Raw genomic sequence first — 14,061 nt, forward strand, 5'->3', positions numbered from 1 at the left:
GCACCTCGTGAGAGGTACCGGTCTTTTCAGAAGCCGTGGCCAGCACTGTGTTCAGCGCCGGCCAGACTCAGGCCTGATCAGGCGCGACGACGGTCGTCGTTGCCACCTTCACGGCGCTGCGGACGAGCGCCCGCACCGTCTTCTGCCAGTTCCAGCGGACGGCCAGCGACGCGAGCACGCGCCATCTTGGACACGATGCTGGTCGGCAGACCGCTCGGCAGCTCCACGACACTGTGCGTGTTGCGGATGTCGATGCGACCGATGCGCGAACCTTCGATGCCACCTTCGTTGGCGAGAGCGCCAACCAGCTGACCCGGCTTGACGCCGTCACGATGGCCGACGGCCACACGGTAGAGCTTCATGCCTTCACGTGCGACCGGCGCAGAGCTGCGACGCTCACCACGTTCCGGACGCTCGCCGCGCTCAGGACGCTCGTTGCGACGCGCACCCGGCTTCGGCAGGGACTGGATCGGCGTCTCTTCGGCGCGAGCCATCTTGACGAAGACCGCGGCCAGCTCGACCGGATCATGACCTTCCTCGATCAGGCTCTGCACCAGGGCGCGGTGGCCATTGGAGCTGCTGCCCAGGGCTTCGACGACGCGAGCACGGAAGGCCGCGTCACGGTGAGCACGGATCTCTTCTTCGCTCGGCAGCTGGCGTTCGGTGATGCGCTGGCCCAGGGCCTGCTCCATCCAGCGAACCTTGCGCATCTCGCGACCGCTGACGAAGGTGATGGCGCGACCTTCACGACCGGCACGACCAGTACGGCCAGTACGGTGCACGAAGGATTCGCTGTCACCCGGCAGGTCGTAGTTGAAGACGTGGGTGATACGCGCCACGTCCAGACCACGAGCGGCGACGTCGGTCGCGACCAGCACGTCGACCTTGCCACGCTTCAGACGCGTCACGGTACGCTCACGCAGGGACTGGTCCAGATCACCGGACAGTGCCGCAGCGGAGATACCGCGAGCCATCAGCTGCTCGACGACGGTGGTACAGGCGGCACGAGTCCGCACGAAGACGATGGCGGCATCGACGGTCTCGACTTCCAGCAGGCGAGACAGCGCTTCCAGCTTGGCGCCGCCTTCGACACGCACCATCATCTGCTCGATGGTGGAAGCGGTCTTGGATTCGGACTTGATGGCCACCTTGATCGGATCAACCAGGTAGCGGTTGACGATACGCTCGATCTCGGTCGGAAGCGTCGCGGAGAAGAACACGCGCTGTGCTTCCTTCGGGGTATCGGCGACGACGCGCTTGACGTCATCGATGAAGCCCATGCGCAGCATCTCGTCGGCTTCGTCCAGCACCAGGGCGGACAGGCCGTCGAGCTTCAGGCTCTTGCGATCCAGGTGGTCGATGACACGACCCGGAGTCCCGACGACGATCTGGGCGCCGCTCTTCAGGCTGCGCATCTGCTCGCGGTAGTCCTGACCACCACACAGAGTGGCAACTTCCAGGCCACGCATGAACTGGCCGTAACGAGTGAAGTTGACAGCGACCTGCTGAGCCAGCTCACGGGTCGGAGCCAGCACGAGAACCTGCGGCTCGCGGCGGTCGAGGTCCAGACGGGTCAGCAGCGGCAGAGCGAAGGCCGCAGTCTTGCCGGTACCGGTCTGGGCCTGACCGATCATGTCACGGCCATCGAGCAGGCTCGGGATGGTCTGGGCCTGGATGGGGGACGGTGTTTCGTAGCCCAGCTTCTCGAGAGAGGTCAGGACGGCAGGCAGCAGGGCAAGATCGCTGAAGCGATCGACGACGGAAGTCGTGGTCATGTATATCTCACACCTAAATGGCTACAAGTGAAGCTTGTAGCTGAAGAATGGGTCGGCTTGAACCGACACGAAGCGTAAGGGCTCCGTCTGGCGATGCCGTCAGGCACGAGGCGCTGGCATCATCAGAAAAAACGTACGAGTGCTTGGACGTCTTGGCATGGACGGGCCCGGGTTGCTCTGATGGCAGACGCATTTCCGCTATCAGGCACAACGCTGCGGCGACCGTACAGCAACCAGAGGCTCTCCACTTGAGAGTCTCGGGGCGCTCCATCATGCACACTGTGGACTGGGACGGGTCTTGCGTCGCGGCGGCCGGACATCGAAGGATCGAGGGGTCACGGAGGGCTCGGGGCAAGCTACGCCACTCGGTCCGGGAGGCGCGAAATTACCGTCTGAAGGCCTGTCAAGAAAGGCGATCACCGGCTTCGGCTACTCAGGATGGTGGGTCACTACATGCGAGGAGCTGGCATTCTAGCAGTCCCTCGCGCATTCTGCATCCTTTCTTTTGACCTTGGTCGCAGGCCAGGCGTCTGTCGGCGCAGGCCACACTCGCCAATTCCCTCTGACAGGAGACGGCATGACTGACGTGCAAGACCCCACCACCCCCTCACCCGCCGAGCCCATCACCACGCTGTGGGTCGATGCTGACGCCTGCCCCCGCGCGGCGCGCGACATCCTGGTCCGCGCCGCGGAGCGGACCGCGACCCCCACCTGGTTCGTGGCCAATCATCAGGTGCCGCTGCCACGCTCGGTGCATGTCAAGGCGCTATCCGTCCCTGCCGGTGCCGATGCGGCGGACCAGTTGATCGTCGAGCGCGCCCGGCCCGGCGACATGGTGATCACGTCCGACCTGCCGCTGGCGCTGGAGGCGATCGAGAAAGGCGCCCTGGTGATGACGAGCCGCGGCGAGACACTGGATGCCAACAACATCCGCGCCAAGGTTCAGATGCGCGATTTCATGGAGAGCATGCGTTCCAGCGGCGAACACACCGGCGGCCCCTCCGCCTATGGCCAGCGCGAGCAGCGCGACTTCGGCAATGCGCTGGACCGCTGGCTGGCCAAGGCCAGACGAACCAGGCCGTGAGGCCGAACGCCTCGTCCCGGCAGCGATGGCTTCAGTGGTGGCGGCGAATGCCCTGCACTGTCAGGCGCTCACGATCATGCGGTGCCTCGAGATCCAGCATCGGGCCGAGGGGCACGATACCGGTCGGATTCACCGCCAGCTGACTGCCGTAGTAGTGGGTCTTGATCTGCGCGAGATCGCAGGTCTCGGCGACGCCCGGCCACTGGTACAGCTCGCGCAGGTAATTCGAGAGATTGGGATAGTCACTGATGCGGCGCTGATTGCACTTGAAGTGGCCGTGATAGACGACATCGAAGCGCAGCAGCGTGGTGAAGAGGCGGATGTCCGCTTCGGTCAACCACTCACCGACCAGATAGCGCGAGTCGGCCAGGCGGCGTTCCAGTGAATCCAGGCAGGCGAACAGCGCGGTGAAGTGACGCTCATAGGCCTGCTGACTGGTGGCAAAACCGGTCTTGTAGACGCCATTGTTGACCTTGTCGTAGATCTCGGCATTGAGAGCGTCGATCTCGCCGCGCAGGTCTTCGGGAGAGAAATCCAGGTCATTGCCGGTCAGCGGATCGAAGGCGTCGTTGAAGATGCGCACCAGGTCAGCGGATTCGTTGTTGACGATGCGACCCGCCTTGCGATCCCACAGCGCCGGTACGGTGACACGGCCGGTGTAGTGCGGGTCGGTCATGGTGTAGAGCTGATGGTGGTAGCGCACGCCGTTGATCGGATCGCCACTGGAGCCCTCTTCCTCGAGATAGCTCCAGCCATGTTCCAGCATGTAGGGGCTGGTGAAGGACATGCCCACGACCGACGTCAGTCCCTTGAGAGAACGCATCACCAGCGCACGGTGGGCCCACGGACAGGCCAGCGAGACATAGAGATGATAGCGCCCGACTTCGGCGGGCACGGCAGACTGGCCGTCAGGGCCCTGCTCGGCCGCACCGGGGGGTACGACCCAGTCACGCAGGCTGGCACTCTCGCGCTTGAATTCCCCGCCATTGCTGTCGGTATCGTAACCACGATTCTGCCAGGTGCCATCGACCAGTAAGCCCATGAGGAAATGTCCTGTCATGCAAGGTGAGGATAGCCATTCAAGGGATCGCAGAGGAGCCATGGTCCCCGCACGCAACGAATGACGCCTCTTTGACAGGTGGTAGCGCCCAGAGGCTTTTCCAATCCCCAGCCGCTTCCTCATGTGGCTCAGGAGTGCTTCACCCCCCTTGAACGCTGTGATGCAGCTGCTCGACCATCGCACGCACGCCAGGGCCGGCGCTGTCGGCATCGGGCAGGTAGAGATGAATGTCGATCTCACGCTCGCCGCCGTTGAGCAAGGGCAAGGGCACGAGTGCCCCTTGGGTCAGCGCCTGCGAGATTCGTGAACGCGGCAGCCAGGCAAAGCCCAGGCCACGCTCGGCGAGATCGACGGACGTCGCCAGATGACTCACCGTCCAGCGCTCCTCTGCCTTCAGCCAGCCGGCATCCATGCCTGTCGAGCGACTGCTGTCGCGCACCACCAGCTGCCGATGCTGTTCGAGATCACGCAGATCCAGCGGCCGTCCCAGCGCATGCAGGGGATGCCTTGGCGCTGCTACCGCCACGAAGGTTTCCCGCACCAGCAGGCTACCAAGCTGCCCTTCCTGTGGCAGCGCGCTGACCAGCAGATCGACCTGGCCGGCATCCCAGAGCTCACTGCCACCCGTCAGGGTGGTTTCGTGCAGCTGTATCCGTACCTGGGGATAGGCCGCGGAGAACCCCTCCAACGCACGGGCCAGCAGGTCCGAGGGAAACAGCTGGTCCACGGCCAGGCTTATCTCGCTCTCCATGCCTTGTGACAGCGCCTGGGCCACATCCTCCAGCGCGCTGGCACTCTCGATCAACTGGCGTGCGCGACGCAGGAGCATCTCGCCGGCCTCGGTCAGGCGCACGTTGCGCCCCACCGGCTCCAGCAACGGCACTCCCAGCAACGCCTCCAGGCGATGCACCGCATGATTGAGCGTGGAGGGGCTCTTGTGCACGGCCTCGGCGGCTCGGGCAAAACTGCCATGATCGACCACGGCGGCCAGCATCTGCCATTGGGCCAGAGTCACTCGAGACGACATCGGACATTCTCCACTGATTTCTTGTTGCCACGCGGGCGCACGAAAGGCGAGACAGGGCGACACGAGCGACGCCACCCTGCTGTCCCTCTGGACAATCTTCGCCCCCTTCAGAGATCTCATGTTGCGACGCCAGAGCATCATGTGCCAACACGTTCGCCACTCTGCGTCACAATCCTCTGACAACAGGACGCTATCCTCGTGATGTACGCACTGACTTGCAGAATATTTCGACGAAGTTACAAAATTTAACAGCAAGCAGATATTACTGTGAGAACAGCGTTTCTTAAGCAAAAATGGCGGGATTTTCGACTGTCCTCATAAAACAGACACCGCTAGCACGACCCCTGATGATCAAAACAGGGTTGAATTCCTAATACTGGACATGTGTCCAGCCTATCGAATGCGCAAAAGCTTGGTTAAGGTTCGGATGCGAATCTGTCGTCTTCTGTTCTGTTCACTTCATCACATCATCGGTCAACTATGCTGCGAATCCTTCATTCGCTCCCACGCGTGCACAAGTATCTTCTTTTACCTGTTGCCACAATGGTCACCGTGCTGGGCGCTCACAAGCTTCTTGAAACTCTGGACTCTCAAGAGATCTCACCTGCCTCTCGCCACCTCGCCATCGACCTGGCCAATGCCAGCTCGGAGGTGACGAACGCATTGCCGGTTGCCATCGCGCACGCGCAACAGACGCCTGCTCCGCTGGCCACGGCCAGTCTTGATGCGGGGCATCAGGCACTGAGCGCAGCTGGCGAGGTGCCACTCTCCGCGCTGACGCCGAGTGAGGTCATCGATGTCGACTTCGACATGCCGGTGATGTTGACCGACGCCAACTACCCTCCCGGTGAGACTGAGCCCGGCCCGATCGTGGCACTGGCACCTTCTGCCGTGAAGACGGCCGAGGCGGTGATCGCCACCGCGACCGATGAGCAGGCCGGCGGGACCTCCTACGATGATCTGTCCGTCGATCCGGTCGAGCTAGGCGAGAGCCCGACGCTGCAGACCGAACTGGCAGCCAAGGAAGTCTATGTCCCGGAATGGCAGACCTACACCGTGCAGGCGGGCGACACCTTTGCCGTGATGGCGGAGCGTTCTCTGGGGCTCGGCTATCGCGAGACCACCCGCATCATCAAGTCGCTGCCGGACAAGCGTGTGCTGACCCACTGGCGTATCGGTGACAGCCTCGACTACAAGCTCGACGAGGACGGCAACCTGCTGGCGCTGCGCATCATGAAGGATGCGCGTCGCGGCTTCATGGTCAAGCGTGACCCTCAGCAGGATTCCTTCAGCGTCGCCAAGATAGAGAAGGCCACTCAAGCGACCCAGCGTCTATTCGCCGGTACCGTCAGCGGCAGCTTCTCGCTCTCGGCGGAGGCCACCGGTCTTGGCGTGGCGGATGTCACCCAGCTGACCCAGGTACTGGGCAAGAAGATCGATTTCCGTCGCGATACCCGCAAGGGCGACAAGTTCCAGGTGCTGGTCGAGTCTGACATGATCGATGGCACCAGCACCGACTCGCGCATTCTGGCCGCCCGCTACGAGGGTACCCGCAAGTCATTGACCGTGGTGCGCAATGCCGCCGATGGCCGCTACTACACTCCGGACGGCAAGGGGCTCGACCCGGCCTTCAATCGCTACCCGCTGGCTCACAAGGCGCGCATCAGCTCGCCCTTCAACCTGAGCCGTCGCCATCCGGTCACTGGTCGCATCAGCCCGCACAAGGGCACCGACTTTGCCGTTCGCGTCGGTACACCGGTCCTGTCCACGGCTGATGGCGTGGTCGAACTGGTCGGCAATCACCCGCTGGCGGGCCGCTACCTCGTGCTGCGCATGGACAATGGCTACAAGACCCGCTACCTGCACCTCTCCAGACCCCTGGTCAAGAAAGGCGAGCGCGTGAAGATGGGTGAGAAGATCGCCCTGTCCGGCAATACCGGCCGCTCCACCGGCCCGCACCTTCACTATGAGGTGATGGTCAACAATCGTCAGGTCGATGCCATGCGCGTCCAGCTGCCGAACAACAAGTCACTGTCCGGCAAGGCGCTGGCCGCCTTCAAGCGTGAGTCACAGAACATGCTGGCCAAGCTGGAAGCCGCCGACAACACCGGCGCCATCGCCAAGGCATCGACGCCGACAGGCTCTGACGAAAGCTGATTCGCGCCATGCCCTGAAACGCAAGAGGCCCTCACCGACGTGAGGGCCTCTTGCGTTTCAGGGCGTGGCATCTCCGGATACCCCGGTGATGTCGTTACTTCTTGATACCCTTGTTGGCGGCCTGCTCCAGCAGCTCTTCGGCTTCACTGGACGCCCCCTCCTCGCGCATCCTGGCCACATCCGCATACAGGCAGACGTAAGTGCCGCACGAGGCGCAGAAGACCTTGTCTTCCGGATTGTGCACCTGAGAGACGCGCATCCGCTTGCTACCACAGTCGGGGCACGGCTTGGGGATACGCAGTTCCTCGGATAGATCGGACATGTAACAGCCTCCTGTGCAGTCTCTGGAAGGCATGCATCCGCGACGCAAGCCCGGGGAACGGGAAGTGCGCAGGATCCATGCGGTTGTGAAAGACATGGGGGCAGGCATCCTGCTTGCAACCCCATGGCGTGCTTGCCACCGAAGGTCGAGAAGAGCAGCCGTGAGGCGGCTGCCTGTCTCCTGCACACGACTTCCTTCCCGCTCGCGTCGTGTGCCAGGAACGCAAAGCCCCCGGCGCGGGCGGGGGCTTTGCAATGAGCTGGAGACCTCAGGATGCGCGAACTCTCAAGCCGCGCTGATGCGTTCACCGCTGACGATGGCATCCTGACGATTTCTCGCGGAGTGCTCCAGTGGGCGTCGTTGCGCATGGGAGCGGGCACCATCTCGCGTCAGACGAAACTCCTCCTGGAGCGCCATCTCACGTGCTGCCAGTCGGAAGTCCCCCATGGAACACAGGACATGACCATTCGGGCATTTCAACAGGTGCTCATCGGGGAGATCACAGGCTGGCCAATGCAATGATTCATTGCACTCGGGGCAGCGAGGACCATTACTGGTCGGGATTGAAGTAGAAAACATGCGCGAACTCCTTTTCGGCGCAAGAGGTGACGTTGTCATGACCAGGCTCTCGATAAGGGGATCATGCAGACATGGCTCAGCATGCGTGCGCATGATGGAGACACGAGGCCGCAGACTCCATTGCACTTTATGTTAGAAATATCAGATTCCTTGCTGATGTCCCGGATAGCTCGAGGCATCTCCAGCATGTCTCATCCGCGACAGGGCATCAGACGCGCCTCATCCTGACAGGACAATCTTACAAACGAATAACACTCCCACGGATGATGCAGATCAAGGCTGTCTCGAAACACGCTGATTGCCTTGTCGGATGACACACAAAAAAATCCCGGCCAATGGCCGGGAAAACACTCTCAGGCAGAACAGGACCTGAATCGGGAGCCAACGCTCACCGAGGGGGTCGACCAGGACGCTGGACAGTCGCCAGCGGTATCACGAATTCATGTCGCCTCTGACAAGGCACTTGCTCGGGGCTCCGGCAATGGACGATTGACCGAAAGGATGACGATTGCCGAAGCCTGACTCTCACATCTCACTGACCAGCATGCTGGACGACTGATGAATGCCGTATCACCTGCTGGCTGTCAGTGGGTAGAACATCTCAAGCCTGTGCATCAAGCTGCTTGATCACCTGGTTGGCCATCAAGGCAGGGTCGATGGTGGCACGCTTGCGAGCGCTGGCTTCAAGCCGGTCGCGCAGCATGAACCACACCCCGAGAAATTCGTCGCACTCGGCGCAGCTCACGATATCGTCATCTGCTGGGCTTTCTCCCAGATTGACGCGATTGCTGCCACAACGTGAACACTCCATGGGAACCTTGCGCACTGCGTTCATCTCGATGCCCTCCGCTGGATCCTTGATGAAAACTCTCACGGCCTTCCTCAATAGATTCGACCGTGACCTGCCAGATCTCGAGCAAGGAAAGGACGAGGGCTTGAAAAGCACGCTGCGGATCTCCATTCCCTCTCTTGGCGAGGCGTTCATCGTTGGCCTCGCTGCGCTCTGACACCCTCAAAGTTAGACACTTGAAAACTGTTGTACAAGTTTTTCTGAGTATCAAAACGTATCCGTATAGCTAACGTACACCCTGAACCTCCCATCCTGAACTGCGATTACGCAGCGTTGACCCCCCTGCAGATGTCGATCTCACCACTGACGATCGTCACGCCCCGACCGTAACACTTCGCTACAAATTCAGTGATCGTGCAATGAAAACTGCAGGTACAGTGCGGAATTCTCCTCCGCCAGCACGGATGACAGCGCGGTTGGCCGTCGATATTCACTGATGGACACCTCCATGCCTTGCCCTCCTGTTCTGCCGGCAGACCGCCGTAGCCCCGCCAGACGCCGGCATCTCGCTGGCCGAAAAGTGCACCTGATTCGTGACGAGCGCATGAACTACCGTACAAGTTTTTCCACTCCCCCCTTGAAACTTGATCGCGTCATCTGAATCTTAGGAAGCATGGCTGCACGAGATGGCAGCCCGACATCGTCCATGTCCTGATTGGCCCATCACTGCAGCACGCCACGCAGTCGCCGCCGGATTACATCAGGGCAGACGGCAATGAAGAATCGACACGCAAGGAGTACGGCATGAGCAAGATGAACCGCAAACAGATTCTGGGTGCGATCACCGCGACCACTCTGCTGACCACCTCCGGCCTGGCCATGGCCAATCCGCAGGGACTCTACTCCGCTGATGAACTGATGGATGCTGACGTCTATCTGCAGAACAACGACCAGCAAGTCGTGGGCGAAGTGGAAGATGTGCTGCTCGACGACAACATGCAGGTCGCCGCGCTGGTGGTCGAGAGTGATGAAGTGCTGGGCCTTGATGATCAGCAGTACGTGGTCGAGACCGGCAAGTTCACGCTGGAAACCCGTCAGGGTGACGACATCGACAATCTCGAATATCGCATTCATGTGAACATGGATGAGTCTCAGCTCAAGGAACAGCCGCAGTACACCACCGACTGGTGGCAGGACACTCGCAAGAGCGCGGCCGCTGCCTGGGATGAGACCAAGGACACTGCTGCCAGCGCCTGGCAGGACACTCGTCAGGCAACCGCCAATGCCCTGACCTCGGCAGGCAACGCGATCAGCGGTGCCGCCAATGACGCTCAGGATGAGATGGCAGACGAGACTCAGTGATCACCACTGACACCGAAGCGTCTCGCGCCATTCTCGTGACAGTGACATGAAGGATTCGTCGCCGCCCGCAAGGCAGTGACATCAGAGCAGTCCTTTACGACGTTCGAGCCGACGCCCCGTCGCCACCTGGCACGGGGCGTTCTGGTATCTGGCGGAGCGAAGGCGTGCCGGAACGACTGACGTGCTGATGCGAGCCCATGCAACCGAGATCCCCGCCAGCGAAAGGCGAAGAGCCACGGAGGAGAGCCGAAAGCGGACAACCATCGATCTGGCGAAACGGGCAGGCACAAAAAAAGCCGCCGATGGCGACCTGGCAGGCGCTACAGAAAAGCGCCTCGGGATGGTGGGCCCAGCAGGACTTGAACCTGCGACCAATCGATTATGAGTCGAGTGCTCTAACCAACTGAGCTATGGGCCCGGACAGCGCCGCTATGATAGCGAAAGCCAAAGCGTCAGGAAAGCCCGAAAACTCAACAACATAGACCTCGCTGGACACGAGCCGCCGTCACCGCCTCCGATCAGCCCCATCCCGCCTGCCACCCTGTCACGAACCCTTGCGCCACTGGCGTGTCCAATGTCTCAATGCGCCGCACAGAGCTCACCTTTCGTAGCGCCCAGCCATCAGGAGTCACCATGTCATTTCCCTTTCTTCGCTGGACCTCTTCCTTCCACAAGCGCCTTCGCGCCCCTATCAAGGCCCTCGCCCTGGCCGTTGCCATGAGTGGTATCGGCATCAGCGTGCCCAGCCAGGCAGCCTGGCAGCTGATCCCGGATGCCAGTGGCGCCACCGCCACGCTGACCGAACAGAAGGCGCAGGGCAATGTCGAGCACGTCCACCACCTGCGTGGGTTGAGCGGCACCGTCGGTGATGACGGCAAGATGAGCATTCCGCTCAGCGTCGGTCAGACCGATCTGCTGGACAAGGTCGGCGAGCTGCCGCCGTGGCTGTCAGGCGTCAGCCAGATGCGTCTCGCCACCCTGACACTGAATCTGGACCCCGTGGCTCTGGCAGCGCTGGAGACAGGCAGGACGACACGCATGCAGGTGCCCTTCACGGCCACCGATGGCAACCGCACTCACCGCGACACCCTGCCTCTGAACGTGACCCGCGAGAGTGCCGACCGCCTGAGCTTCGCCAACGCCGAGCCCATAGCGCTGGACAGCGCGGAAGTCGCCAAGAACCAGGTCGGCAGTACCCTGCTTGGCCTGCTGGGCTATGGCAATCTGGTCGGCGATATCCCCATCACGCTGCAGGGCGAGATGCAGGACCGCTGATCCCCCGCCGGCGCCATCCTCCGTCGAGGCGCCCCTCTGCCAAGGACCGCACTCTGACAAAGACCGCCCTCTGACAAAGACCGCCCTTCGGGGCGGTCTTTGCATGTCTGAGCGCCACCGGAAGCCCCCGCCAGGCCACGTACACGGCCCACTGACATCAGATAACAAAAATAATTCTCATTCATGGTTCAGAAATGCCAACCCTGTACGTCTTCCCTCAGGAGAGAACGACAAACAAGAAGCATTCGCAAAAACATCATTCAGGATGGAACATCGTCACTCATGAAAGACTCCGCCACGCGACACCCGCATCAATCCCCATTGCTTTCACTGCCACGGCACCCGCTGGCACTGGCGATTGCCCTGAGCCTACCCTTCACCGGGCAGGCCGTGGCGGCCGACCATCGGGATGCTCAGGACGAGCAGCTGGATACCATGACGGTCACCACCACGGCGGCTACCAAGACGCAGACCGGTTACCTGGAAACTCCCCAGGCTGTCTCCACCATCACCCGTGATGACATCGACAAGCGCGCCGCCGAGACGGTGCAGCGTGCCGCGGACTATACGCCGGGCGTGTTCACCAATCAGATCGGTGCTTCCAACCGCTATGACTATCTGGTCCTGCGCGGCTTCTCCGATGGCAGTGTCAGCAACACCTTCCTGGATGGTCTGAAGCTGATGGGTGACTCGGGCTCCTACAGCTCGATGACCATCGACCCCTACTTCCTCGACAGCATCGAAGTCGTCAAGGGGCCGTCCTCCGTCCTCTACGGCCGCTCCTCGCCGGGTGGCCTGGTCGCGATGCAGTCCAAGCGCCCCGAGTTCCAGGACTCCGGCCAGGTGCGTTTCACCGTCGGTGACGACAACGAGCGCAGCGCGGCCTTCGATCTCACCGGCCCGCTGGACGACGAGAAGCGCATCGCCTATCGCCTGACCGGCCTTGCCAGCGCCGAAGACACCCAGGTCGATTCCGTCAGCGAAGAGCGTTATGCCTTCTCGCCACAGATCACCATGGATGTCACCGACGACACCACCGTCACACTGATGGGCTACTTCCAGAAGGACCCGGAAGGCGGCTACCACTCAGGCCTCCCCTACGAGGGCACGGTGGTGAGTCACGACGGCATCAAGCTCGGCAACGACTTCTACGAAGGCGACGAGGACTACGAGGAATTCGATCGCACCGAACGCATGCTCGGCTATGACTTCGAGCATCGCTTCAATGACGATGTCACCGCGCGCCAGAAATTCCGCTACCTGCGTTCCGACGTGGATCTCGAGCAGGTCTACGCCTATGGCTGGGCCTCGGATACCGAGCTGACCCGCTACTACTCCGGTGGCGAGGAAAGCCTGCGTGCCTGGACGGTCGACAACCAGCTGGAGACCCGCTTCTCCACCGGCGACATCGATCACACCCTGCTGTTCGGTGCCGATTATCAGACCCGCACCAACGACGTGGACTGGGAATACGGGACCGCCAGCTCGCTGGACGTCACCAGCAGCAGCAGCGATGCCGATGTCTCCATCTATGCCACCGAGAACCAGAAGCGTGAACTGGATCAGACCGGTGTCTACCTGCAGGATCAGCTCAGCTGGGGCCGCTGGAACCTGGCCGCCGGCCTGCGTCAGGACTGGGTCAACATCAAGAATACCGATCGCGACTACAACACCAGCAGTGAGCTGAACGACAACGAGATGAGCGGCCGTATCGGCCTGATCTACGGCTTCGACAACGGCATCTCGCCCTACGTCAGCTACTCCACCTCCTTCTCGCCGAACTCCTACACCGACGAGGATGGCGATCTGCTCGACCCGACCACCGGCAAGCAGGTGGAAGTCGGCATGAAGTACCAGCCCAACGGCACGCGTGATCAGTACAGCGTCTCGCTGTTCCGCATCAATCAGGAAAACGTCGCCTCCAAGGACCCGGAAGACAGCTACTACACGTCCTACGGCGAGATCGAGTCCCAGGGCCTGGAGCTGGAAGCCCGCACCCAGCTGACCCGCGACTTCGCGCTGCAGGCCGGTTACAGCTACACCGACGTGACCTATGCCAAGGCGGAAGATGGCACCGAAGGCAACGATGCCAATCAGGTGCCGAAGCACCAGGTCAGCGTCTGGGGTGACTACGCCTTCAACGAGGGCCCTCTGACCGGCCTGAATGCCGGCCTCGGCGTGCGTTACTACGCCGACATGTGGGCGGATTCCGAGAACACCGAGAAGGTCCCGAACTACGCACTCGTCGATGCCCTGGTCGGCTACGACCTGAGCCAGGTCGGCTGGAGCGGCACCAGCGTGCAGCTCAACGTCAGCAACCTGTTCGACAAGGAATACATCGCGTCCTGCTACAGCACCAGCTTCTGCTACTACGGTGCCGAGCGCAGCGTGACCGCGACACTGACCTATGATTTCTGATTCCGACACGTCCGCCGTCCGTCGATTCTGAATCGACCCGCATGACCCGCCGGTGGCAAGGATGTCGCCGGCACCATCGCCCTGAACCACTCATCATCTGATACCTCTGGCGTGTGCCGCACATGACATCGAGATTGCCCGACACAGGGGCGCTCGGTGACGACTCACTCTCTGCCGATGCCCACGGCAGGCGTGACTGACCGCGCCAACCG

General features: G+C 61.6%; 12 protein-coding genes and 1 tRNA gene. 6 read left to right on the forward strand and 7 right to left on the reverse strand.

Features of this window, described 5'->3' with window-relative positions; translation table 11 throughout:
- Positions 1-77: 77 nt before the first annotated feature.
- Positions 78-1,775 carry a DEAD/DEAH box helicase gene (locus HXS65_RS08155; protein ID WP_065392493.1) on the reverse strand — a complete coding sequence of 566 codons (1,698 nt, stop codon included), beginning with the start codon at positions 1,773-1,775 and terminating at the stop codon, positions 78-80.
- A 577-nt stretch (positions 1,776-2,352) separates the two neighbouring features.
- Here HXS65_RS08155 and HXS65_RS08160 point away from each other — a divergent pair.
- Positions 2,353-2,859 (forward strand): YaiI/YqxD family protein, encoded by a 507-nt coding sequence (locus HXS65_RS08160; RefSeq protein ID WP_077379167.1) that lies wholly within the window; start codon positions 2,353-2,355, stop codon positions 2,857-2,859.
- A 31-nt stretch (positions 2,860-2,890) separates the two neighbouring features.
- On the opposite strand, the gene HXS65_RS08165 is transcribed toward HXS65_RS08160, so the two are convergent.
- Entirely contained in the window at positions 2,891-3,901 is a 1,011-nt protein-coding gene (locus HXS65_RS08165; RefSeq protein WP_176493641.1) for a glutathione S-transferase family protein, read from the reverse strand.
- A gap of 157 nt (positions 3,902-4,058) precedes the next feature.
- Positions 4,059-4,946, reverse strand: a complete 888-nt coding sequence (locus HXS65_RS08170; protein WP_077379163.1) for a LysR family transcriptional regulator — start codon at positions 4,944-4,946, stop codon at positions 4,059-4,061.
- Positions 4,947-5,489: 543 nt separating this feature from the next.
- Here HXS65_RS08170 and HXS65_RS08175 point away from each other — a divergent pair.
- Positions 5,490-7,103, forward strand: a complete 1,614-nt coding sequence (locus HXS65_RS08175; protein WP_255304456.1) for a peptidoglycan DD-metalloendopeptidase family protein — start codon at positions 5,490-5,492, stop codon at positions 7,101-7,103.
- A gap of 94 nt (positions 7,104-7,197) precedes the next feature.
- Here the strand turns inward: HXS65_RS08175 and HXS65_RS08180 are convergent, their stop codons facing one another.
- The 3 genes from HXS65_RS08180 to HXS65_RS08190 all read right to left on the reverse strand — a co-directional run bounded on the left by HXS65_RS08180 (position 7,198) and on the right by HXS65_RS08190 (position 8,839).
- Positions 7,198-7,425 carry a hypothetical protein gene (locus tag HXS65_RS08180; protein ID WP_077379159.1) on the reverse strand — a complete coding sequence of 76 codons (228 nt, stop codon included), beginning with the start codon at positions 7,423-7,425 and terminating at the stop codon, positions 7,198-7,200.
- 285 nt (positions 7,426-7,710) lie between these two features.
- The gene (locus HXS65_RS08185) at positions 7,711-8,004 is read right to left on the reverse strand and encodes a hypothetical protein (RefSeq protein ID WP_136939025.1); all 294 of its coding nucleotides are present in this window, start codon (positions 8,002-8,004) and stop codon (positions 7,711-7,713) included.
- Positions 8,005-8,605: 601 nt separating this feature from the next.
- Positions 8,606-8,839, reverse strand: coding sequence for a hypothetical protein (locus tag HXS65_RS08190; RefSeq protein WP_065392415.1), 234 nt, complete (start codon positions 8,837-8,839; stop codon positions 8,606-8,608).
- A gap of 25 nt (positions 8,840-8,864) precedes the next feature.
- On the opposite strand from HXS65_RS08190, the gene HXS65_RS08195 reads away from it, so the two are divergent.
- Positions 8,865-9,011 (forward strand): hypothetical protein, encoded by a 147-nt coding sequence (locus tag HXS65_RS08195; protein ID WP_157109499.1) that lies wholly within the window; start codon positions 8,865-8,867, stop codon positions 9,009-9,011.
- A gap of 587 nt (positions 9,012-9,598) precedes the next feature.
- Complete coding sequence (locus HXS65_RS08200; protein WP_176493643.1) at positions 9,599-10,156, forward strand: PRC-barrel domain-containing protein; 558 nt, start codon at positions 9,599-9,601, stop codon at positions 10,154-10,156.
- A 341-nt stretch (positions 10,157-10,497) separates the two neighbouring features.
- Here HXS65_RS08200 and HXS65_RS08205 read toward each other — a convergent pair.
- A tRNA-Ile gene (locus HXS65_RS08205) sits at positions 10,498-10,574 on the reverse strand.
- A 215-nt stretch (positions 10,575-10,789) separates the two neighbouring features.
- Here HXS65_RS08205 and HXS65_RS08210 point away from each other — a divergent pair.
- Positions 10,790-11,431, forward strand: coding sequence for a hypothetical protein (locus tag HXS65_RS08210; RefSeq protein ID WP_176493644.1), 642 nt, complete (start codon positions 10,790-10,792; stop codon positions 11,429-11,431).
- 282 nt (positions 11,432-11,713) lie between these two features.
- Positions 11,714-13,849, forward strand: coding sequence for a TonB-dependent siderophore receptor (locus tag HXS65_RS08215; RefSeq protein ID WP_176493645.1), 2,136 nt, complete (start codon positions 11,714-11,716; stop codon positions 13,847-13,849).
- Positions 13,850-14,061 lie beyond the last annotated feature (212 nt).

The organism is Cobetia sp. 5-25-4-2, from assembly GCF_013374075.1.
Lineage (GTDB): Bacteria > Pseudomonadota > Gammaproteobacteria > Pseudomonadales > Halomonadaceae > Cobetia > Cobetia marina.

Coding starts and splice junctions, on each gene's coding strand:
- HXS65_RS08155 (WP_065392493.1), bottom strand. CDS start 1,775: ATGACCACGACTTCCGTCGTCGATCGCTTCAGCGATCTTGCCCTGCTG.
- HXS65_RS08160 (WP_077379167.1), top strand. CDS start 2,353: ATGACTGACGTGCAAGACCCCACCACCCCCTCACCCGCCGAGCCCATC.
- HXS65_RS08165 (WP_176493641.1), bottom strand. CDS start 3,901: ATGGGCTTACTGGTCGATGGCACCTGGCAGAATCGTGGTTACGATACC.
- HXS65_RS08170 (WP_077379163.1), bottom strand. CDS start 4,946: ATGTCGTCTCGAGTGACTCTGGCCCAATGGCAGATGCTGGCCGCCGTG.
- HXS65_RS08175 (WP_255304456.1), top strand. CDS start 5,490: ATGGTCACCGTGCTGGGCGCTCACAAGCTTCTTGAAACTCTGGACTCT.
- HXS65_RS08180 (WP_077379159.1), bottom strand. CDS start 7,425: ATGTCCGATCTATCCGAGGAACTGCGTATCCCCAAGCCGTGCCCCGAC.
- HXS65_RS08185 (WP_136939025.1), bottom strand. CDS start 8,004: ATGTTTTCTACTTCAATCCCGACCAGTAATGGTCCTCGCTGCCCCGAG.
- HXS65_RS08190 (WP_065392415.1), bottom strand. CDS start 8,839: ATGAACGCAGTGCGCAAGGTTCCCATGGAGTGTTCACGTTGTGGCAGC.
- HXS65_RS08195 (WP_157109499.1), top strand. CDS start 8,865: ATGAAAACTCTCACGGCCTTCCTCAATAGATTCGACCGTGACCTGCCA.
- HXS65_RS08200 (WP_176493643.1), top strand. CDS start 9,599: ATGAGCAAGATGAACCGCAAACAGATTCTGGGTGCGATCACCGCGACC.
- HXS65_RS08210 (WP_176493644.1), top strand. CDS start 10,790: ATGTCATTTCCCTTTCTTCGCTGGACCTCTTCCTTCCACAAGCGCCTT.
- HXS65_RS08215 (WP_176493645.1), top strand. CDS start 11,714: ATGAAAGACTCCGCCACGCGACACCCGCATCAATCCCCATTGCTTTCA.